This window comes from Hymenobacter sp. GOD-10R, assembly GCF_035609205.1.
GTDB lineage: Bacteria > Bacteroidota > Bacteroidia > Cytophagales > Hymenobacteraceae > Hymenobacter.
The window spans coordinates 2398559-2417453 of the sequence record NZ_CP141184.1 but is presented as its reverse complement, the minus strand read 5'-3'; the positions used below and the strand labels follow the sequence as shown (position 1 = coordinate 2417453).

Here is an 18895-nt window from a genome sequence, read left to right as displayed (position 1 = left end):
TTTGGTTTCTACATGTAGGGTTACTTAACCCCCAGTCAAGCTAGGTACGCTGCGGGTCGGCGGGCTGCGCTTTGTGCAAAGTAGCATGCAGCGATAGTCGGAACACCTGCGTAAAGGGATTTTGACGGCTGTCCGGAATAAGATAAGTCCCATCGAAGCCGAGAGACCCGTAGTGTACGCCAAACCCAACGCTGGCGTATGTCCCGTCGCCTTTCAACTTGTTTTCGTAGTAGTACCCGGCTCGCGCAAATATCATCTGCTTATAGGCGTACTCAACGCCGGTCGACAGCCGGACTTCGCGCGCTTCTTCTCGCGCGCCACCGGGTGCATCGCTAAACGAAGCGACCATGCTATCAAATACGCTGTTCGCAGCCGCGGGGTTAATCTGGCTGGGTGGCGTCGGCACTAAGAGCTTGCTGGCATCAACAGTCAGCGTAAGAGTGCTGTTGACGGTAAACGTCCGAGTGAGGGCCCCGCCAATCTGTAAGGTAGTGGGCAGATAGTCAGCACGCGGCGGATTAGCATAAGCAGGCCGGGTATAAGCCAGCATATAGCCGATGTTGTTGATGGCGGCGCCCAAACCTAGCTTGTATGGCCCGGTGCCTAGGTCTTTGTGGTGGTATACACCTAGGCTGGCCGCCACCGACTGATCCGGGGTTTGTGTACTATCGGTATTGACGCGGATGTAACGCACCGTCATCCCCACCCCCAAATGCTCGTTCAACTGATAGCTGTAGGATGCCCCGACGGCGTACTCGCTGGTAGCGCCGCTATTGGCAAGACTGTAGCTACGGTTGAGATACCGCAAATCGGCACCGATTACTGAGCGCTGACTCAGGCGGGCGTAGCCAGCCATCGAACCTAGCCAAGTAGCGGAATTATGGTTTCGCAGCCACGGAATGTACGAGGCTGATAGGCCGTAGTCGGCTGGCACGAAGCTTAGCCTGCCTGCATTGTAGAACGCCGAGTTAGCGTCGGGGCTGAGCGCTACCCCCGCCTGCCCTAGTGCTGATGAACGCGCATCGGGACTGAGCGAGAGGAAAGGTACGGCCGTGACGATGGGATTATACCGCTGTTGCGCCTCCGCCCATGATAGGGGCCCTAGCAGCCCTGCGGTGAGTAGCGCCAAGCGCCAAGATGTTGGTGTAGATAACATAAAATATGGGTAAGAATGGTAGTTGGCTAGCAAGTGCACTCTGGTTGGGGAAGAATAAACTATATGACCAACCCAAGGTGCCGTCATCGGACTATGATCTTATAAACGGTGCGTAGTCCAGCAACCATAACCTAACTACTAGACACCCTGAATATTGCGACAAGGTTGTATATTAATTTACGCAGCGGCAGAAGCGAAACCTTTCTACCTCCAGACTATCAGGCGCTGCTCAGTCAAGAACTTTTGCGGGGTCTATGCAACCAAATAACAGCCACAAAGCCTCTTCCTTACAAAAGTCCCACACACCTATTTTGGCCATGAAAACGCATGTGCACTCCGTCCTTCTGCTCCTAGGCTTAGGCGTAGCTAGCTGCAAGTCTGATAAGGATACGCCCAAACCAACCAGTCTGGTTGGCTATTGGTTGCTTACGCGCCTAGAGTGCTACTGCCCAGCCAATACGCCTACTCCCGACGAAGCCATTGCATTCGATGCTGATGGAAAAGTGACGACGTATAAGGACGGACAAGTCCAACAAACCGGCACCTATACGTTAACTAAAGGCTCAACCACTTGCACCACGGACACTACCTTGATCAGCTTTAGTTGGCCCAGCTACACTCCTACGGCTAGCTACTCTTTGCACGACGGGGTGCTGATCATCGACCAAGGCTTATGTTTTGATGCGCCGCGCAAAACCTATCAAGCAGCGTCGGCAGCCTCCAACAAGAAATAAGGCCCGATTTACTTGAAGGTGTCGTAGGCTAGCCGGATGATGATTCCGCAGACGACTACCAGGAATAGTATCCGGACAAAGCCTACCCCCTGCTTCAGCGCCACCCGGGTGCCGAGCACTGAGCCCGTGACGTTGCAGACAGCCATAGGCAAGGCGATGTGCCAGATGATGTGACCAGTATAAGCGAAGTAAGCTAGGCTCGTAAGGTTGGTAGCCACGTTCACCACCTTCGAAGAGGCCGATGCACTCAGGAAGTCATAACCGAATATCCCCACGAAGGCAAACAGCAGAAAGCTGCCCGTGCCCGGCCCAAAAAAGCCATCGTAAAACCCGATGACCAGCCCAATCCCGATACCGAACAGCACCTCACGGCGGTCGTCGAGGCGCGGAGCGTGGATGGCCCCAAAATCTTTGCGCCAGAAGGTATAAATGGCAATTACCACGAGCAGGCCTAGCACCAACGGCCGCAGCAGCTCCGACGGCAGCAGCGACACCACCCGCGCGCCCACAAAGGACATAATGCCCGCCACCAACGCTGCTACCCCAACCGAGCGCCAGCGGATCGGCACTTTGCCGGCGAAGCGCTGAAGCGCCATAGCCGTACCCGAAATAGAAGACACTTTGCCGGTACCGAGCACCGTGGGCACGGGTACCGTAGGCAGCAATAGCAGCATGGCCGGCGTCTGAATAAGACCACCGCCCCCCACGATGGAGTCGATGAAGCCGGCTAAGAAGGCAAAACAGCAGAGCAGAACGAGCGTGAGGGTCATAATGCCCGCGAAGGTAGCCTAGCTTGTAGGTTTAATCCGAACTGCCGCCTCAGATTTACCCTTACATTGGGCGCTACTTGGCACGAATATTCTACGTAGAAGCTACCCCAATCCCATTATTTTTCCTTACGCAGCCCACGGGCTTGTTGTCTGTTGAACCCTAGCTGCGGCTGCTTGTTTAACCAAGTATAACTTTCATAGCTATGGACGCAACAAAGCAAATCCGCCTTAGCGTGCTCGATCAGTCGCCTATTCCTCAGGGCACTACTGCACGGCAGGCTATTCAAAATACTATTGAGTTAGCGCATCTTGCCGACCGTCTGGGATACACCCGTTATTGGGTATCGGAGCACCACAACGCGGGGTCGTTGGCGGGCACTACGCCGGAGGTCCTACTGGCGCGTCTCGGCGCCGAAACTGAGCACCTACGATTAGGCTCAGGTGGCGTGATGCTGCCGCACTACAGTGCGTTAAAAGTGGCCGAAAACTTCCGGATGCTCGAAACCCTCTACCCCAATCGCATCGACCTAGGTATTGGCCGGGCGCCGGGTGGCGACCGGCTGACAGCTTCCATTCTGAACCCCGCCAACAAGTTTGATGAAAACGACTTCATCGACCAGCTCCAGGACCTCGACCGCTACCTCACCGATGAGCAGGGCGAAGGACCTTTTGTGCAGGCTGCTCCCGTCACCGACACGGTGCCTGAGCGCTGGCTGCTCAGCTCCAGCGGGCAAAGTGGGTTGTTTGCCGCTTACCTAGGGTGGGCGTTTTCCTTTGCGCACTTCATTAACCCCAACGGCGGCCCGCAGATGATGCGCATGTACAAGGAGCGGTTTCGCCCCTCGCCATTGTTGCGTGCACCACAGGCCAACTTTGCCATTTTTGTGATGTGCGCCGATACGGCGGAGAAGGCCAAGCAGCTCGAAGACACGATGGTGCTGCAAATGATGCGCCTCGAACGGGGCGAGCGGGTTGGCTTTCCGCCCTACGAGGAAATTAAGGCTTATCGCTACTCCGATGAGGAACTAGGCCGCGTGGCCCACCAGCGGAAGCGCATGGTGAGCGGCACTCCCGAGCAGGTACACGCCAAACTAACCAAGCTAGCCGCCGACTACGACGTAGATGAGATTGTAGCCGTCACCATCACCCACGATTTCGCTGACCGGCTCCGCTCTTATGAGTTACTCGCACAAGTATTTGAGCTAACACCCCGAACAGCGCAGGTAGCCATGGCGGTGTAAAAACCGACAAGCAGAGATTCTGCATAAGTTGATTCTAGGTAGAGAGCGTCTGATATTCGTATCAGGCGCTCTTTTTATTTGGCCATCAAGCCCAATAGCATCAACCACTTACCTAACCATCTGGTATTGACAGCTAGGCTTATTTAGAAATAATCTTAAAAAATTGCGCAAGCTATTTTGAGCGAATCTAAATAGACCGTTCATTTGTACTGTTTTTAAACAGTCTAAATAAACTTATGCCCTCTTCTACCCCGATCTGGCCTTTTCTCTTCTTATTAGGTATGCCGCTGACGATCCAAGCGCAGCACGAGTTAGCGATGGTTACACCAAAGTCGCATGAGCTGATTAGCTCAGACGTACCAGACAAGAATAAGGGGCTTATCGTGGGGAAAGTAACAACGAGCGACGGCCAACCAGCTGAGCAAGTGGGCATTCTGATTAAAGGCACTTCGCTCGGCACCAATACAGGGACTGATGGTCGCTTTCGGCTGGCAGTACCGGCTGGTAGCCACGTACTCGTTGTGAGCTACCTAGGTGTTGCGCCTCAAGAGTTTAACATAAGCGTAGCAGCCGGCGAAACAACGACGCTGCCTACCGTGCAGCTCGCGCAGAGTGCACAGCAGCTATCGGAAGTAACTGTTACCGAGACGCGCACGATCAATCAGCGGCCTACGGGCGTGGGCAAAATGCCCATTCGTCCCTTCGACTTGCCGCAGAGCGTGGTGACCGTTAACCAGGAAACCTTGGAGCAACAGCAGGTGCTCCGCCTCAGCGACGCCATTGTGAACGTGAGCGGCATCTACGTCACCAGCACCACGGGCGGCACGCAGGAAGAGCTAGGTAGCCGCGGCTTTGCCTACAATAGCAACAACACCTTCAAGAATGGTGTGCGCTTCAACAACGGCGTAATGCCCGAAGCTAGCTCCTTGGAGAGCATGGAAGTGCTAAAAGGCAGCGCCGCCATTCTATACGGCAACGTAGGCCCCGGCGGCGTGCTCAACCTTGTTACTAAGAAGCCACGCTTCGAGCGGGGTGGTTCGGTAAGCTTGCGCGCTGGCAGCTTCGGACTGGTGAAGCCAATTTTTGACGTGTACGGCGCCGTAGGTCAAAGCGAAAAAGTAGCGTTTCGCCTCAACGGCACCTACGAGCGCGCCGACAGCTACCGCGACGACGTAAAGTCGAACCGTGTGTACGTGAATCCTTCGCTGCTTTTCAAGCTCACACCCAAGACCAACTTGGTACTGGAAGGCGACTATCTGCGCGATAATCGCACGCCGGACTTTGGCATCGGGGCCATCAATTACGAAATCCAGGATTCCCGCAACCGCTTTTTGAACGCGCTAGGTGCGAAGAATGCGACGGTGCAAACCAGCGCCACCGCTACCCTCACCACGCATCTCACCGACGCTTGGCAGCTACGCACGGTAGCCGGCTTCCAGCGCTACGACAACCAGCTCCGCAGCGCCTCCCGTCCTATCGGTATTGTGGCCAAGCCCGGCCAATACTACGGCGATTGGCAGCGCAGCTTGCAGCGCACCCAAACGGCCGAAAACTATTACCTAGCTGAAGTTGACCTGAGCGGAACCTTCCGCACCGGTTTCCTCGGTCACACGCTGCTGATCGGCGCTGATGCTGACCAGTACAACACGAACACCCTAGCGTATACAAGCGCGGTTTACGACTCCATTAACGTCTTCAACCGCAACACGGAGCTGCGACAGCCCCGCACCCGCGTAGGCGGCTACGACGAGCTGCTGCGCAATACGCTCACCAAGGGCAACACGCGCCGCGCTGGCTTCTATGCGCAAGATCTGTTGAGCCTCAGCGAAAAGCTGAAGGCGCTGGTTGGCGTACGGTGGAGCTACCAGGAAACGCCGAGCGATGTGTACACTTACAAGCAAGGCAGCGCAACAACCGTGGTGGAAAATCGCCGCTACGACAATGCCTTCTCGCCTCGCCTTGGCCTAGTGTACCAGCCGTTGAAGAATACGTCGCTGTTTGCTTCGTACTCCAACTCCTTCTCGCCAAACTCTGGCATCGACGCAACGGGACAGAACCTAGCTCCTTCAGTCATCGACCAGTACGAAGTAGGTATCAAGAACGACTTGTTCCACGGCTTGCTGTCGGCCAACGTAACGGCTTACAAAATCGTGAACAGCAACCAGTCGCAGACGATTCTACCAAGCGCCCCGAACTACAACGTCAACATCCCAACGGCTCAGGAGCTAGCTGGCCAAGTGACCAGCAAAGGTGTGGAAGTTGATGTGCAAAGCAAGCCTTACCTAGGTTGGACCTTCATTGCCGGCTACAGCTACAACAACACCGCTTACACGAAGAGCAACCTCTATGAAAACGGCAGCCGCCTGCGCTACAACCCCGCCCACACGGCTAACCTGAGCATGTTCTATAACTTCAGCAACTCCTTCGGCGACAACACCTTCCTAAAAGGGCTAACAGCTGGCGTAACGGGTTACTACGTGGGTGATAAAATTGCGGGCCGCAACCCACGCACCTTCGTGAATGGCAAGCCAATTGCTGCTTCCGCTGACGCCTTTAAGCTCATTTCTATCCCCGACTATGTGCTGTTTGACGCTTCACTAGGCTACAACTACAACCGCTTCGCAGTGCGTGTGAAGCTAGCTAACATCCTTGATGAGCTAAGCTATAACTTACATGATGACAACAGCGTGAATCCGATTGCGCCTCGTAACTTCTCGGCTACAGTGTCTTACAAACTGTAAGTTCTACCTCAAACCTTGTCTTATATGCTACACCCACCGGGCACTTCGTTGTCCGGTGGGTTAGTCGCAAAAAACCTAGCCTGTCCATTTTACTCTGCTACTCAGTTCGTCTCTTATGAAAGTGTTTTTTCGTCGCATTCACCTGTACCTCGGCTTAGTTTCGGGACTGTTCTTGGTGATAGTATGCCTCACCGGATCTATTCTGGTGTTCGAGAAAGAACTGGAACAATCCTGGCACGCTGAGCGCTACTTCGTGGAAGCCGCCGCTACGCCCCGCCTTTCGCTTGCTCAAATTACCGAGGCAGTGCGCACCTATAAGCCTAAAGCCAAAATCAGCGGGGTGAAGGTGTATGCCGACCCGACTCGCAGCGTGGAAGTAAGCTTGGCTGGTGCACCGGGCGGTCCTGGTGGGGCTGGCAAGGGTGAGCAGGGCGGTGGAGGCCGTAGCGAGGGCATGAACCAACAGCGTGGCGAAGGCCAGAAGGAAGGAATGCGCGGGCAACAAGGCGAGCAACGGGGTGAAGGCCAGCAAGGCGCAGCAGGCGGTAAAGGTGGGCCCGGTGGCAAAGGAGGCCGCGGCGGCGACAATGGTCCTCGGGTGTTTGTAAACCCTTACACGGGCGCCGTGCTAGGCGAGATGAATCCGCGCGAGTCGTTCTTCCATTCCGTTGAGCAGATTCACCGGGGCTTGGTAGCGGGCCGCATTGGCAAAACGGTAATGGGTATCAACTCCATTATCTTCCTCTTCATCCTCGGCACCGGCTTGGTTTTGTGGTGGCCTACTGCACGCCGCATGTTCAGCCAGCGCCTGACGATAAAGTGGGGCAGCAGCTGGAAGCGCCTCAACCACGATTTTCACATTGTGCTAGGTTTCTATAGCTCACTGTTCTTGTTCATCATGGCCCTTACAGGTGCGGGTATGTCGTTTGATTGGGTAACCAAAACGATCAACACTCTCACCCACTCGCCTCAACAGCGGCCTGAGCCGCCTACTTCCACTGCTACGGGCGCAGGCACTCCCACCATGGCAGCTGATGCCGTGCTAGCTTTTGCCCGCCAGCAGGCTCCTGATGCCGAAAGCTTCTCGGTGCAGCTTCCCAAAGAGCCCACCGGTAGCATCCGCGTGGCGATGCTGCGCCCGGGTGCCCCAACCGAAAATGCCACCGACGAAGTATACCTCGATCAGTATTCGGGGAAAATCCTGCGGCAACAAGCCTACGCCGAGCGCCCAGCCGGCCAGAAAATCCGCGGTCTGTTCAAGCCCGTCCACACCGGCGCCATCTTCGGCTTACCCACCAAAATACTAGCGTTCATCATTGTGTTACTGGGCGCTACCTTCCCAATCACAGGTACCATTCTGTGGTGGAACCGCACAAACAAGAGCAAGAAAAAGCAACAGAAGCCATTAGCTGTTGCATTATCCTAGCAACCCAAAGCTCAGTGGCTTCTTCAAGTACCTTCCCATGGCTAAACGACACCACGAATATCGGCTCACACTGGAGCACCTAGCTGACTCCAACGGCGAGCAAACACCCCACGAACCGTTCACCTACACCTTCACCAACCACGACAATCTGTTTGATATCTTGGAGAAAGTGCAGCAAAACTCCGGCCTCGACGCTCAAAACGCCGCCTCGCTGGCCTTGGGCGTGAAGCTGCTGAGCAATGCCCAGCTTGCCTACCGCGACAATCCGCTCTTTGCTGACTTTCACGGTCCGTTCCGCGACCTGATTATGAAGCTAAAAGCCTTGAATAAAGAGTAAGCGCTGTTCTTGGTATTGTCACACGCCGCACTAGGTTGGAGAACCAGGTGCGGCGTATTGCTTTCCAACCGCCTCGTAGTTGTCGTCGTAGGATAGCACATGCCTACAACGAACCCTCCTGCTACTCCACCCCAACTCGTACCTGCCACCCGTTCTTCGGGACTGCTCGCACGTATCGGGCTCGATCCTTTTCTCCTGGCTCTGGCCGGCGTGGTCGGCCTAGCGTACCTAGCCCCGAGCATCGGTAGTGACGAAAGCCCCATCCCGTGGCACCAGATTACGACCATTGGCGTCGGGCTGATTTTCTTTTTCTATGGCTTGCGGCTTAGTATGGAGAAGCTGCGGGTAGGTATGCGCAACTGGCGCTTGCACGTGCTGGTGCAGCTCACCACGTTTGTATTATTCCCGTTGCTGGCTCTCGCTGCCCGTCCCCTGTTCGCCCACGAAGAAAACGCCACGCTTTGGAGCAGCATCTTCTTCCTGACAACGCTGCCTTCCACAGTTTCCACGTCGGTAGTGATGGTGTCGATTGCGGGCGGCAATATTCCGGCGGCTATTTTCAACGCTAGCATTTCGAGCCTTATCGGCATTGTGGCCACGCCCCTGCTCACCAGCCTGGTGCTGAACACCAACACGGAGGGTGCGAACCTAGGTGGCCTCGTCACCGATTTACTCCTGCAAGTGGTGCTGCCAGTCGTGGCGGGTGTGCTGCTCAATGCACGCCTGGGCGCTTTTGCTGCCAAGCACAGTAATGCCTTGCGCCTCTCCGACCAGTTTGTGATTTTGCTGATTGTGTACACGGCGTTCTGCGAATCCTTCGCACGCCACGTGTTCCAGGGCTACAGCGCCCTTGGTATTGTGGCGCTGAGCGCAGGCATGGCAGGCTTGTTTTTTCTGGTCTATGGAATTGTGACGCTGATCAGTCGCCTGCTAGGTTTTAGTGAAGAAGACCGCATTACGGCCGTTTTTTGTGGTTCCAAAAAGTCGCTAGTACATGGCACGGTGATGGCCAATCTGCTCTTTCCCGGCACAGCAGCGACGGGTGCTTTGTTGCTGCCGCTCATGCTCTACCACGCCATTCAAATCCTGATTGCCAGCATTATTGCGCGGGCTCAGGGCAGGCAAAACGAGCAAGCTGCTGCTGTAGCCAGCGCACCACCTAGGTCGGCATAATGCCTTCGTACGTGGGAGTTGTTGTGCTACTTTACGCCTAAACTGGCAGCATTCTGCCACTGCCTCTTTATCTTGCCTGAAATGGCTGCGCGTATGATTACTAACAAACCCCGCTTTGACGAGGCCCTTCGGCGCTTTGACGAAGCCAACAGCGAAGACCCCACGATAGAAATTGCTGACGGCAAGCATTATCCCAAGGAGGTGCTATACGCCCACCGTATGAGCGCCTGCTTGGGCCGAGTGGCGCCCGATGCTTCGGAGGCTTTGCAACTGGCAGCTAGGTGCCAGCACATTCGGCGCTGGAGCATTCCACGCAATGCCTTCCCGATGGATACAGCTGGCTACCACAAGTGGCGTAACAGCCTCAAACGCCTCCACGCTGAACTCGCCGGACAAATCATGCAAGAGGTTGGCTACGACGCCGAAATCATAGGCCGGGTGCAGACGCTGCTACAAAAACAGCAGTTGAAAACCGACCCTGAGATGCAGTTGCTAGAGGACGTTATCTGCCTGGTATTTTTGGAATATTACTTTCTCGACTTTGCTAAACAGTATCCAGAAGAGAAAGTAATCGATATTGTACAAAAGACGTGGCGCAAGATGACGCCGCAAGGTCATGCGCTAGCTTTACAATTGGATATGCCAGCCTCGGCGCAAGCGCTGGTAGCCAAGGCGCTAGCATAGAAGCGGCTCAGTAGCGCTACTTCTGCTCTTGTACAAATGACGTTTTCTCGTCAATACAGCACGCTTATTGCAAGTGGAGTAGGCTTTGGGGAAGTAGCGTTGTCTGCGCTATCTTCCCTGCTTTTCGTTCAACTTGGCTGAATATAGCACAGATATTATTCTTTGATTTTTGTGCTTACCTTCGCCGAAAACTTGACTTATTCCTATACAATAAAAATGAAGAAGAGTTTACTACTCATTGCTACACTTTTGTGTTTTACGCTTGTAACCCAGGCTCAATCCCAGAACAAAGAGCTTTTTGCCGCTATCATGAAAAATAATGCTGCTGCGGCCGAGCCCCTGCTGGCAGCGGGAGCAAATCCCAACACGGCTATTGAGATTGTGCCTGGCGTATCAACCACTTACCTCATTACAGCCGCTGGTAGTGGCAACCTAGATATGGTAAAGCTCCTGCTAAAGCATAAAGCTCAAGTGAATCAAGCGGATGCGTTCAAAGCAACGGCGCTGATGGCAGCGGCCGGCAAAGGACATAAATCTGTTGTGGAATTGCTGCTAGCTAGCGGCGCCGATGCAAAAGCCAAAGACGACGATGGCAAGGATGCTCTAGCTATGGCCAAAGAAGCCGGCAAGCAAGACGTAGCAACTTTGATAGAACAAAAGATGAAGTAAGTCGGCTTTGCCCGTGCTACGCTTCAATCCGACCGGCGAGAATCTCGCCGGTTTTTGTTTTTAGCGCCACAAAGTTCGGCCCAGGACCTAGGGAGGTTTTACTGATTTCCACCACGTTGACTCCTTGCGGCACTTCTCCGGCAAACACCACTTGCTCCACCGGCTGCGGATTGTAGTGATAGAAGCTAGCTTCGAGCCTGCACGCATCTGCAGCGATGAAGCTGATTTCTACGTCATCGGGTACCCGCACCCGCAAGTCTGATAGCAGAGGAGCGGCCACTTTTTGGGTATGGTAGCGCAGTTGTTCTACCACCAACGGCGCCACCAGATCGACAACTTCTACAGCAGGATTGTGGCGGCGGAACGCCAATAGTAACGCTTGGCGCTCCGGCTGCTCTAGTCCACCACCTAGGCCAATAAGGTCGAAGTCGAGGGCGTTGAACTGTTGGTGAAAGGTGGGTAGGTCAGTGCTGCCTTGGGCCTGCAAACCAGCCTCGTGTACTTGCCGCAGAAGGCGTTGCATCACATCAGGGCGTTTGCCAAGCAAAAGGATTCGCTTTGGAGTCATGGTACAAGCTAGGCTACGTGGCAGATCTCACCGGCGCCGTATTGACGCACGTCGGCCAGCCGGGCGGGACCTGCATAATGGATATACCCCTGACCTAGGTGAGTGAGCGAAATGGTCTGTTCGGCATACAAGTCAATGTTGCCTTCCGACATATTGCGCAAGCGCAAGTGCTGAGCACACAAGTCGCGACCATCGAAGTTGCCTTCACTAGCTAGCTTGATTACGGCCTCACCGGCTTGGCCAGCTACGCTCAAGTTGCCTTGGCTGGCCGCAGTAAGGGTGAGCGTTGGGGCGACTACTCGTAGCGCAGTATTGCCCTGCGAGTAAACCTTCACCGTCAGCGCTTCGGTACTCACCAAGGGCGTTGCACAAATTACTGCACCTTGAGAGGCAATGTATAGTTCGTCGATTTGGCGCAAATACACTTGGACGCGCAGGTCAGTGAAGGCCGGCGCCCGCAATTTGTTTTCACTGGTCACGTAGAGGGTTCGGCCCGAGTTGACTACCTGCACGTAGTCGAGTAGGTTATCGTCGGCCTCTACCACCACTTTTTCCTCCGCACCTTGGTGCAACTCTACGGTGCCGCGCACGCTCAGGTGCAGGCGGGTAAACGAGCTAACTGGTTGCTGCTGTACGGCCATGGTGCCGCTTCCTTGCGTTTTCATAAGCTGACGAAGTTGTTTAAAGGAAACCATAAGGCAGATCATTCGGGCAGCGGTTCGCAATGGTAACCACTGGCGCGCAGTACGTTGATGATAAAAGGGCAATCGACGGGGCAGCCAGAGGTTTGCACGCGCAGTACCCGGTCGCAGTCGGTGAGGTCGAAGCTGATGCCCCAGGTAGGATAGTGCGCCTGCAACTGCCGCAGGAGCCCTACCGCCACCCGACGGCACGTTACGTTGGTCCGGAAGACTTCTATTTCTTGCATAGCCACGGGCTCCGTTTGCTAGTCTTCTCGGAGCACTAGCAAAGTTGCGTTGGGCCACAGGGTTAGGCGTTACACAAGCGGGAATCTCAGTTGCAAGAGCCGGAATTAATCTGGTGCTTGCCTCTCGCTAAGCAAAAGCTCCGTCTGGTGTAAGCTCAACTCCTTTATTTACAACAAGTTCATAACTATTATTTGCACCTTTATGTGCTAGGTTACAAGGCAGTTTGCGCCTTTGGCGCTATATCCGGTCGAGTAAGCTTGTATTTATCTACCGTCAGCTACCTTCTCTGCTTGATCTGTCATGCCGCTTGAAGTTCGCCACAGTACTGACTTAAGCCTCGTTCATCAGAACGCCTACGTTGCCTCAGACTTTCACTCGTCGGAGCTGGTAGAGGCCTCGCAGACCCTAGACTTGCCTGTGGGCCGCGGCTACTTGGCGCATTGGTACTTCGATGGCATCCGGATGGGCTACTCGCACTGGCATTATCATCAGCCTTTCGAAACTGCTTGGCGCACCGACCTTGACGTGGTACACCTGCACTTCAACTTACGCGGTCGGGTTGTTATTGAGAATAAGCGGTCGGGGCGGGTGCACCGTATGGCTAGCTACCAGCACTACCTAGCCTATCATCCGGGGTTCGAGGCCACGATGCGCTACGAAGAGCTAGAGTCGGAAACGTTTATTCTGCAATTCACCAAGGAAGCTTTCTTGGCACTGGCGCAGGATGCCTCTGCTCCCCTGCGCCGCTTCGCCGACGACATCCGGTGCGGCCGGCCAGCAGTGCTCGGCGAAGAAAATCTGCACCTAGGGTTGGCTTTGCATACGGCTATTCAAGAGGTGCTTACCTGCCGTTTTCAGGGTCGACTCAAAAAGCTGTTCCTGTATTCTAAAGCAATCGAAATACTTGTTTTGCAAACCGATGCCTTTGCGCAAGCTGACACGCCCCGCCGCTTTGCCCGCACCGAGTACGACCAAGAACGGCTGCTTTTCGCCCGCGACTACCTCATTCAGCACCTGCAACTACCACCTACGCTACCCGAGCTAGCCCGCTTGGCCGGCCTCAACGAGTTCAAGCTGAAGAAGGGCTTTAAGGAGCAGTTCGGTCAAACTGTGTTCGGCTACTTGGCCGATTTTCGGCTGGCAGAAGCCAAGGCGCAGTTAATTGGAGGCCAAAAAACAGCCAGTGAGCTAGCTTTTGAGCTAGGGTATTCGTCGCTGCAGCACTTCAGCACGGCATTCAAGAAGAAGTTTGGTGTGTCGCCGCGGGAGCTGCGTTAAGTAGGAACACAAAAAAGCGCCGGACCAAAAGGTTCGGCGCTTTTTGCATAGAAACTGATGCCTAGCTTTAGAACTCGGGCGAGCGGAGCTTTTCGTTGAAGAAGCTCATGGTTAGGGCCCACGCTTCTTGGGCCGCTTCGCGATTATAGCTGGGGCGCTCGTCGCAGTGGAAACCGTGGTCGGCGTAGGAAATAACGGTGTTGATATACGGTTTGCCGGCGGCATCCAGCGCTTGCACTACTTCAGCTACTTGCTCGGGCGTAATGTGCTTGTCTTGGCCGCCCCAGAAGAACAGGTGCGGGGCGTGCAGCTCTGGCGCCCGATCTTTCAGCAAATGCGTGCCGCCGCCGTAGTACGAAACAGCCGCTGCGAGCGGCAACACAGCATTTGCCAAGAACGACACGCGTCCGCCGAGGCAAAAGCCAATACTTCCGATCCGATCCGTCACCACGTTGGGTTGTTCTTGCAGCCACGCATGCGCCGCCTGCAAGTCGGCGGTAAGACCTTGGGGGTTAATAGCTTGGTAGTGCGGTGCGGCACTGCCAAAATCAGAGTACGAAATCTCGGTGCCGGGCGCGGCCGTGCGGTGAAACAGCTCTGGCGCTACCACCACGTAGCCTTCTTCCGCAAGCCGGTCGGCCACACTGCGGATGTGGTGATTTACACCAAAGGCTTCCTGCAGCAAGATGATTCCGGGGGTAGGTCCGGTGGTAAGGGGGCGCGCCGTGTAGGCTTGCATTTCGGTGCCGTCGCTCACTTGCAACGACACAGCATTGGGGTAACTCATAAGTTGATGTAGAGGGCTTGGTTGATACTGCTTTTAAGCGCCGACCTCGCTTGGGGGCGGCAGTTAGGCTAGGTTGGTTTGCGCGTTTGCTAGCTGTAAACTCAAATTCTGGCTCTCGGTTTCGAAGGGTAACTTAGCTTTCCAATCTTTAATTACAGAACAGCCTAGCTCCCAAGCACCTGCAAACCTGACTGTTTAACTCATCTTAGCAACTCCAACGCGCATTCCTCGTTAGGGAGTTGGACTTATCGCCTTCGACAATGAAACCAAGCGAGATTATCCCACGACAGACCCGGATCATTTACGTTCTGATGGTAGTAATAGCGGTGTTGGCGCTGTTCTGGGCCACGAAGGAGAACACCATCCATAGCGAAACAGACGAGCAACGCGCGCAGCAACGCCACATCTCTAGCCGCGACACCGCCGGCAAATCAGTTATCACAGTACAGAACCGCAAAAAATAAAAAAGCCGCTACTCTCCAAGAGAGTAGCGGCCTAGGTAAGCGCCAGGTATTTAGCTGGCTTTTAGCTGAATATAGTATTTAGCACGCCTGCCAACCGAATACCAGCCTGCGTGATACGTGCTTGCACCGTAGGCAAATGCGCGGGCGTATAACGGAAATCGAAGTCAGTGCCCTTGGCGGCCTCGGCGTAGAGTTGTTGACTAATTTCGTACGACTCAAACATCCACTGCACGGGGTCGGCAGCCTGCCACTTCTTCCTTTGGCTTCCCCGCACATGATCATAAGCCTGCGCCATTTCGCTGTAGGTATAGCCCTGGTATTCAACTAGCCCGCTGTCCCAGAGACTGTGCAGGTTGGTTTCTTTACCCTGGTATTTTGCCTGAATCTTGTTGCCGCCTTGGTCCTCCGCCCGACTTACGTGCATGGGCTGGTGCACGTCGCCAACGATGTGAATGACAAACTTGAGCGCAATGATCTTCTCGTCCTTGGTCTTGGTCGGATCTTTCAGGATCTGAATATTCTGCTGCAACGCTTGGTAAGCGTTCGGCACCGTGAGGGCTTTGAGCTGGGTGGAGAACTGCTCGTAACCTAGCCCGTCGGGCAGGTTGGCAAAGTGCCACGGCCCAGTTTCTTTGTACTCGGATGAGTAACGAGCTTCATCAGCCCACGTACTTACCAGCGGAATGGTTTCCGTACCAAGTAGCAGGGCGATTTGCCGCTTGGTATTCTTTTTCAAGTGGTTCTGGGCAATTTTAGCCACCGTGCGGTGACCCATTACGCCCCAAGCCCGAAGGCTGAAAGGCAACAGCGCCAGCAAAAACAGCGCGCAATATTTCTTAAGCATGCAGGTGTGTGAGAGTCGTAAGTACTAGGTAAGGAGTAATAAGACTCGTTCTTTAGAGAGTGACGTCGTGAGGAAAAGTAAAGCACAAGAACAACCTAGCTTTACAAAGGCTGCATACCTAGGCAAGAATTTGTAGCAGCAGGCTAGTCTTCTCCTCAAACTTGTTGACTCGTCACTGAGTACTCACTCTCCAGGACCATCTTATTGCTAATCCTTTCCGTTTGGCTCCAACAGCTTGGCAATAAGGCCTGTCCAACCGGTCTGGTGAATAGCCCCTAGGCCGCAACCACTCTCGCCGTGGAAGTATTCGTGGAACCACAAATAGTCGCGGAAGTGCGGATCGTGTTGCAGTACGGGGTTGTCGCCCATGGCAGGGCGCTTGCCTTCTTCGTTGCGGAGAAACAGCCGGGTGAGGCGCTGCGAAAGTGCACCGGCAATTTCCTTGAGCGAATGCAGCTCACCAGAGCGCGTGGGGTATTCCACCTGAAAAGAATCGTCGTAGTAGTAATAAAACCGCTGCAACGACTCGATTAACAAGTAGTTAATGGGAAACCAGATCGGGCCGCGCCAGTTGGAATTCCCCCCAAACAGGCTCGATTCCGATTCACCGGGTACGTATTTCACGGTGAAGTCGGCTTCCAGCGTGCGGTACACATACGGATTGCCTAAGTGATGGCGCGACAACGCCCGAATGCCGTAATCGGCCAGGAACTCTCCTTCATCGAGCATACGCTCCAGCAGCTTCTTCATGCGGTGGCTCCGTAGCAATGATAGCAGGTGCCGCTCGCCCTTGCCCGGCTCCTGCCACCGCGAAACCAGTTCGGCCAGGTGCGGACGGTTCTCGAGAAACCACTTCAGGCGCCGCGTAAAATCGGGCATGCTTTCCAGCAGCTCCTCGTCGAGCACTTCCACGGCGAATAGCGGAATCAGCCCTACAATGGAGCGCACTTTAAGTTTTACGCGCTGATCATCGGGGGTGTGCAGCACGTCGTAGAAGAACTCATCTTCCTCGTCCCAGAGGTTGAATGCTTCGTCGCCCACCTTAGTCATGGCCTCGGCGATGTAGAGGAAGTGCTCAAAAAACTTGCTTGCAATGTCCTGGTACACAGGGCTCGTTTTGGCTAGCTCCAGCGCCATACGCATCAGGTTCAGGGCGTACATGGCCATCCAAGAAGTGCCGTCGGCTTGCTCGATGTAGCCGCCAGTAGGCAGCGGCGCCGAGCGGTCGAACACACCAATATTGTCTAGGCCTAGGAAGCCTCCTTCGAAGATATTGTGGTCGTGGCGGTCTTTACGGTTTACCCACCACGTGAAGTTGAGCGTGAGGCGGTGAAACACCGATTCCAGAAAGGCCGTGTCGCCTTGGCCGCCGTTCTGCTTCTGGTCCATCTGGTACACGCGCCAGGTAGCCCAGGCGTGCACTGGGGGGTTCACATCGCCAAGTGCCCATTCATAGGCGGGCAGCTGCCCGTTGGGATGCATGTACCAGTCGCGGGTGAGCAGGCGCAGTTGGCTCTTAGCAAACTGCGAGTCGATCATAGCCAGCGAGATACAGTGGAAAGCTAGGTCCCAGGCGGCGTACCAGGGATATTCCCACTTGTCCGGCATCGAGATGATGTCGGCATTATAGAGGTGGCGCCAGGTACTGTTGCGGCCTTTCAAGCGTTCAGCCGGGGGCGTTACGACGTTCGGGTCGCCATCGAGCCACTGCGATACGTCGTAGTAGTAGAACTGTTTGCTCCACATCATGCCCGCAAACGCCTGCCGCTGAATGTTGCGCGCGTCGGAGTCTTTTATTTCCTGCTGAATGCAATTGTAGAACTCATCGGCTTCGTGCTGACGCAGGGCAAACAGATGCTCGAAATCTCCAAACGGATTCTCTTGCCGACCTTTGCTCAAACGCAAGCGTACTGTGTGGGCCTCGCCCGGCTCTAGGGTTAATGGGTAGTGCGCAGCGACCTTCGTCCCCTTCTGCTCCGGATTGATAGCCTCGGTATCACCTTCAATGAGGTAGTCGTTGATGCCATCCTTGAAGTAATGTCCATCCGGGTCGAGGCCGTAGAGTTTAGCACCGTTGGTGTCGTTGTCGCAGAATAACAAATCGGGCGACTGTTCGCAGTACAGCTTGTAGCGACCTAGCTCCCGCTCGTCGATCTGCACCACGCCCGAAGCGGACGTACTGAACTGCGGCTTGTAAGGATCATAGCCCCAGGCCCAGGTGTTACGAAACCACAGCTGCGGCAGCACGTGCAGGCTAGCTTCTTCGGGGCCGCGATTATGCGTGGTTATCTTGATCAGAATGTCCTCGGGGCCCGCTTTAGCATATTCGATGAAGACGTCGAAGTACCGACCATCGTCAAATATGCCTGTGTCCATCAGTTCATACTCAGGATCTTGACGCGTTCGGTGCATATTTTCGTCGCGTACCTTCACGTACGGAAACTCCTGCTGCGGATACTTGTAGAGCATCTTCATGAAGGAGTGCGTAGGCGTGCTATCGAGGTAGTAGTAGCACTCCTTCACGTCTTCGCCGTGGTTACCTTGATTATTTGTCAGGCCGAAGAGGCGCTCTTTTAAAATGCGGTCCTGCCCATTCCATAAGGCGACGGAAAAGCACAGCAGCTGGCGGTGGTCGCTAATGCCGCCGATGCCTTCTTCGCCCCAGCGGTAGGCGTAGCTGCGAGCCGCTTCGTGGGTCACGTAGTTCCAAGCGTCGCCGTTGGAGCTATAGTCTTCGCGCACAGTGCCCCACTGCCGCTCAGAGAGGTAGGGGCCAAAGCGCTGCCAATTAATTTCCTTGGTCTTGGTTTCCGCTAAGCGTATTTGTTCTTGTGTCATGCAACGTAGGTGGGACGCGCGTCTCGGCTCCTTAATTGGGGCGGCCGACTACGGGTCGGGCAGTGAAGTACGGGAGGTAAGCTAGCTAGCCTACTTCTATCTAACGCGGCCAAGTTCTCTATCCGCTGAGGCCTAAAACAAGCTCAACCATAGAATTTTAGCTATGTTGATTTGCCGTACGGCTTCGTGAAGCTAGGGTTAATCTTTTTATAAAGTAGATAGCGTGCCCCAAACAAAGACATCGCCAACGGGGCGC

18 protein-coding genes are annotated in these 18895 nt (G+C 54.8%); 10 read left to right on the top strand and 8 right to left on the bottom strand.

The window, feature by feature from the left end; genetic code table 11:
- Positions 1–40: 40 nt before the first annotated feature.
- Complete coding sequence (gene porV, locus SD425_RS09800; protein WP_324677947.1) at positions 41–1156, bottom strand: type IX secretion system outer membrane channel protein PorV; 1116 nt, start codon at positions 1154–1156, stop codon at positions 41–43.
- A 317-nt stretch (positions 1157–1473) separates the two neighbouring features.
- Here porV and SD425_RS09795 point away from each other — a divergent pair, with 317 nt between their 5' ends.
- Positions 1474–1890, top strand: coding sequence for a hypothetical protein (locus SD425_RS09795; RefSeq protein ID WP_324677945.1), 417 nt, complete (start codon positions 1474–1476; stop codon positions 1888–1890).
- A gap of 8 nt (positions 1891–1898) precedes the next feature.
- Here the strand turns inward: SD425_RS09795 and SD425_RS09790 are convergent, their stop codons facing one another.
- Positions 1899–2660: a sulfite exporter TauE/SafE family protein gene (locus tag SD425_RS09790; RefSeq protein WP_324677943.1), complete on the bottom strand. Its 762-nt coding sequence runs from the start codon at positions 2658–2660 to the stop codon at positions 1899–1901.
- Positions 2661–2863: 203 nt separating this feature from the next.
- On the opposite strand from SD425_RS09790, the gene SD425_RS09785 reads away from it, so the two are divergent.
- From SD425_RS09785 to SD425_RS09755, 7 genes are all read left to right on the top strand, one after another.
- The gene (locus SD425_RS09785) at positions 2864–3901 is read left to right on the top strand and encodes an LLM class flavin-dependent oxidoreductase (protein ID WP_324677941.1); all 1038 of its coding nucleotides are present in this window, start codon (positions 2864–2866) and stop codon (positions 3899–3901) included.
- Between the two features lie 236 nt (positions 3902–4137).
- A complete protein-coding gene (locus SD425_RS09780; protein ID WP_324677939.1) occupies positions 4138–6642 on the top strand; it encodes a TonB-dependent siderophore receptor in 2505 nt (834 codons plus the stop codon).
- A 115-nt stretch (positions 6643–6757) separates the two neighbouring features.
- Positions 6758–8068, top strand: a complete 1311-nt coding sequence (locus SD425_RS09775; RefSeq protein WP_324677937.1) for a PepSY-associated TM helix domain-containing protein — start codon at positions 6758–6760, stop codon at positions 8066–8068.
- Positions 8069–8105: 37 nt separating this feature from the next.
- Positions 8106–8405, top strand: coding sequence for a DUF3861 domain-containing protein (locus tag SD425_RS09770; protein ID WP_324677935.1), 300 nt, complete (start codon positions 8106–8108; stop codon positions 8403–8405).
- 99 nt (positions 8406–8504) lie between these two features.
- Complete coding sequence (locus tag SD425_RS09765) at positions 8505–9578, top strand: bile acid:sodium symporter family protein (protein WP_324677933.1); 1074 nt, start codon at positions 8505–8507, stop codon at positions 9576–9578.
- Between the two features lie 93 nt (positions 9579–9671).
- Positions 9672–10262: a DUF4202 domain-containing protein gene (locus SD425_RS09760; protein ID WP_324677931.1), complete on the top strand. Its 591-nt coding sequence runs from the start codon at positions 9672–9674 to the stop codon at positions 10260–10262.
- Between the two features lie 309 nt (positions 10263–10571).
- Complete coding sequence (locus SD425_RS09755; protein WP_324677929.1) at positions 10572–10931, top strand: ankyrin repeat domain-containing protein; 360 nt, start codon at positions 10572–10574, stop codon at positions 10929–10931.
- A gap of 16 nt (positions 10932–10947) precedes the next feature.
- Here SD425_RS09755 and SD425_RS09750 read toward each other — a convergent pair whose 3' ends face one another.
- From SD425_RS09750 to SD425_RS09740, 3 genes are read right to left on the bottom strand one after another with little or no spacing between them, the layout of a single operon-like run.
- Positions 10948–11499: a hypothetical protein gene (locus SD425_RS09750; protein WP_324677927.1), complete on the bottom strand. Its 552-nt coding sequence runs from the start codon at positions 11497–11499 to the stop codon at positions 10948–10950.
- 8 nt (positions 11500–11507) lie between these two features.
- Positions 11508–12164 (bottom strand): head GIN domain-containing protein, encoded by a 657-nt coding sequence (locus SD425_RS09745; RefSeq protein ID WP_324677925.1) that lies wholly within the window; start codon positions 12162–12164, stop codon positions 11508–11510.
- Between the two features lie 38 nt (positions 12165–12202).
- Positions 12203–12427, bottom strand: coding sequence for a hypothetical protein (locus SD425_RS09740; protein ID WP_324677923.1), 225 nt, complete (start codon positions 12425–12427; stop codon positions 12203–12205).
- Between the two features lie 301 nt (positions 12428–12728).
- Here SD425_RS09740 and SD425_RS09735 point away from each other — a divergent pair, with 301 nt between their 5' ends.
- Positions 12729–13706: an AraC family transcriptional regulator gene (locus SD425_RS09735; protein WP_324677921.1), complete on the top strand. Its 978-nt coding sequence runs from the start codon at positions 12729–12731 to the stop codon at positions 13704–13706.
- A gap of 67 nt (positions 13707–13773) precedes the next feature.
- Here the strand turns inward: SD425_RS09735 and SD425_RS09730 are convergent, their stop codons facing one another.
- Positions 13774–14493 carry a dienelactone hydrolase family protein gene (locus SD425_RS09730; RefSeq protein ID WP_324677919.1) on the bottom strand — a complete coding sequence of 240 codons (720 nt, stop codon included), beginning with the start codon at positions 14491–14493 and terminating at the stop codon, positions 13774–13776.
- Positions 14494–14753: 260 nt separating this feature from the next.
- On the opposite strand from SD425_RS09730, the gene SD425_RS09725 reads away from it, so the two are divergent.
- Positions 14754–14957, top strand: coding sequence for a hypothetical protein (locus SD425_RS09725; protein WP_324677917.1), 204 nt, complete (start codon positions 14754–14756; stop codon positions 14955–14957).
- 61 nt (positions 14958–15018) lie between these two features.
- Here SD425_RS09725 and SD425_RS09720 read toward each other — a convergent pair whose 3' ends face one another.
- Positions 15019–15801, bottom strand: a complete 783-nt coding sequence (locus SD425_RS09720; protein ID WP_324677915.1) for a S1/P1 nuclease — start codon at positions 15799–15801, stop codon at positions 15019–15021.
- A 207-nt stretch (positions 15802–16008) separates the two neighbouring features.
- Positions 16009–18639, bottom strand: coding sequence for an MGH1-like glycoside hydrolase domain-containing protein (locus tag SD425_RS09715; RefSeq protein ID WP_324677913.1), 2631 nt, complete (start codon positions 18637–18639; stop codon positions 16009–16011).
- Positions 18640–18895: the final 256 nt, after the last annotated feature.

Coding starts and splice junctions, on each gene's coding strand:
- SD425_RS09730 (WP_324677919.1), bottom strand. CDS start 14,493: ATGAGTTACCCCAATGCTGTGTCGTTGCAAGTGAGCGACGGCACCGAA.
- SD425_RS09760 (WP_324677931.1), top strand. CDS start 9,672: ATGATTACTAACAAACCCCGCTTTGACGAGGCCCTTCGGCGCTTTGAC.
- SD425_RS09720 (WP_324677915.1), bottom strand. CDS start 15,801: ATGCTTAAGAAATATTGCGCGCTGTTTTTGCTGGCGCTGTTGCCTTTC.
- SD425_RS09785 (WP_324677941.1), top strand. CDS start 2,864: ATGGACGCAACAAAGCAAATCCGCCTTAGCGTGCTCGATCAGTCGCCT.
- SD425_RS09775 (WP_324677937.1), top strand. CDS start 6,758: ATGAAAGTGTTTTTTCGTCGCATTCACCTGTACCTCGGCTTAGTTTCG.
- SD425_RS09740 (WP_324677923.1), bottom strand. CDS start 12,427: ATGCAAGAAATAGAAGTCTTCCGGACCAACGTAACGTGCCGTCGGGTG.
- porV (WP_324677947.1), bottom strand. CDS start 1,156: ATGTTATCTACACCAACATCTTGGCGCTTGGCGCTACTCACCGCAGGG.
- SD425_RS09770 (WP_324677935.1), top strand. CDS start 8,106: ATGGCTAAACGACACCACGAATATCGGCTCACACTGGAGCACCTAGCT.
- SD425_RS09780 (WP_324677939.1), top strand. CDS start 4,138: ATGCCCTCTTCTACCCCGATCTGGCCTTTTCTCTTCTTATTAGGTATG.
- SD425_RS09750 (WP_324677927.1), bottom strand. CDS start 11,499: ATGACTCCAAAGCGAATCCTTTTGCTTGGCAAACGCCCTGATGTGATG.
- SD425_RS09745 (WP_324677925.1), bottom strand. CDS start 12,164: ATGAAAACGCAAGGAAGCGGCACCATGGCCGTACAGCAGCAACCAGTT.
- SD425_RS09755 (WP_324677929.1), top strand. CDS start 10,572: ATGAAAAATAATGCTGCTGCGGCCGAGCCCCTGCTGGCAGCGGGAGCA.
- SD425_RS09765 (WP_324677933.1), top strand. CDS start 8,505: ATGCCTACAACGAACCCTCCTGCTACTCCACCCCAACTCGTACCTGCC.
- SD425_RS09725 (WP_324677917.1), top strand. CDS start 14,754: ATGAAACCAAGCGAGATTATCCCACGACAGACCCGGATCATTTACGTT.
- SD425_RS09795 (WP_324677945.1), top strand. CDS start 1,474: ATGAAAACGCATGTGCACTCCGTCCTTCTGCTCCTAGGCTTAGGCGTA.
- SD425_RS09735 (WP_324677921.1), top strand. CDS start 12,729: ATGCCGCTTGAAGTTCGCCACAGTACTGACTTAAGCCTCGTTCATCAG.
- SD425_RS09715 (WP_324677913.1), bottom strand. CDS start 18,639: ATGACACAAGAACAAATACGCTTAGCGGAAACCAAGACCAAGGAAATT.
- SD425_RS09790 (WP_324677943.1), bottom strand. CDS start 2,660: ATGACCCTCACGCTCGTTCTGCTCTGCTGTTTTGCCTTCTTAGCCGGC.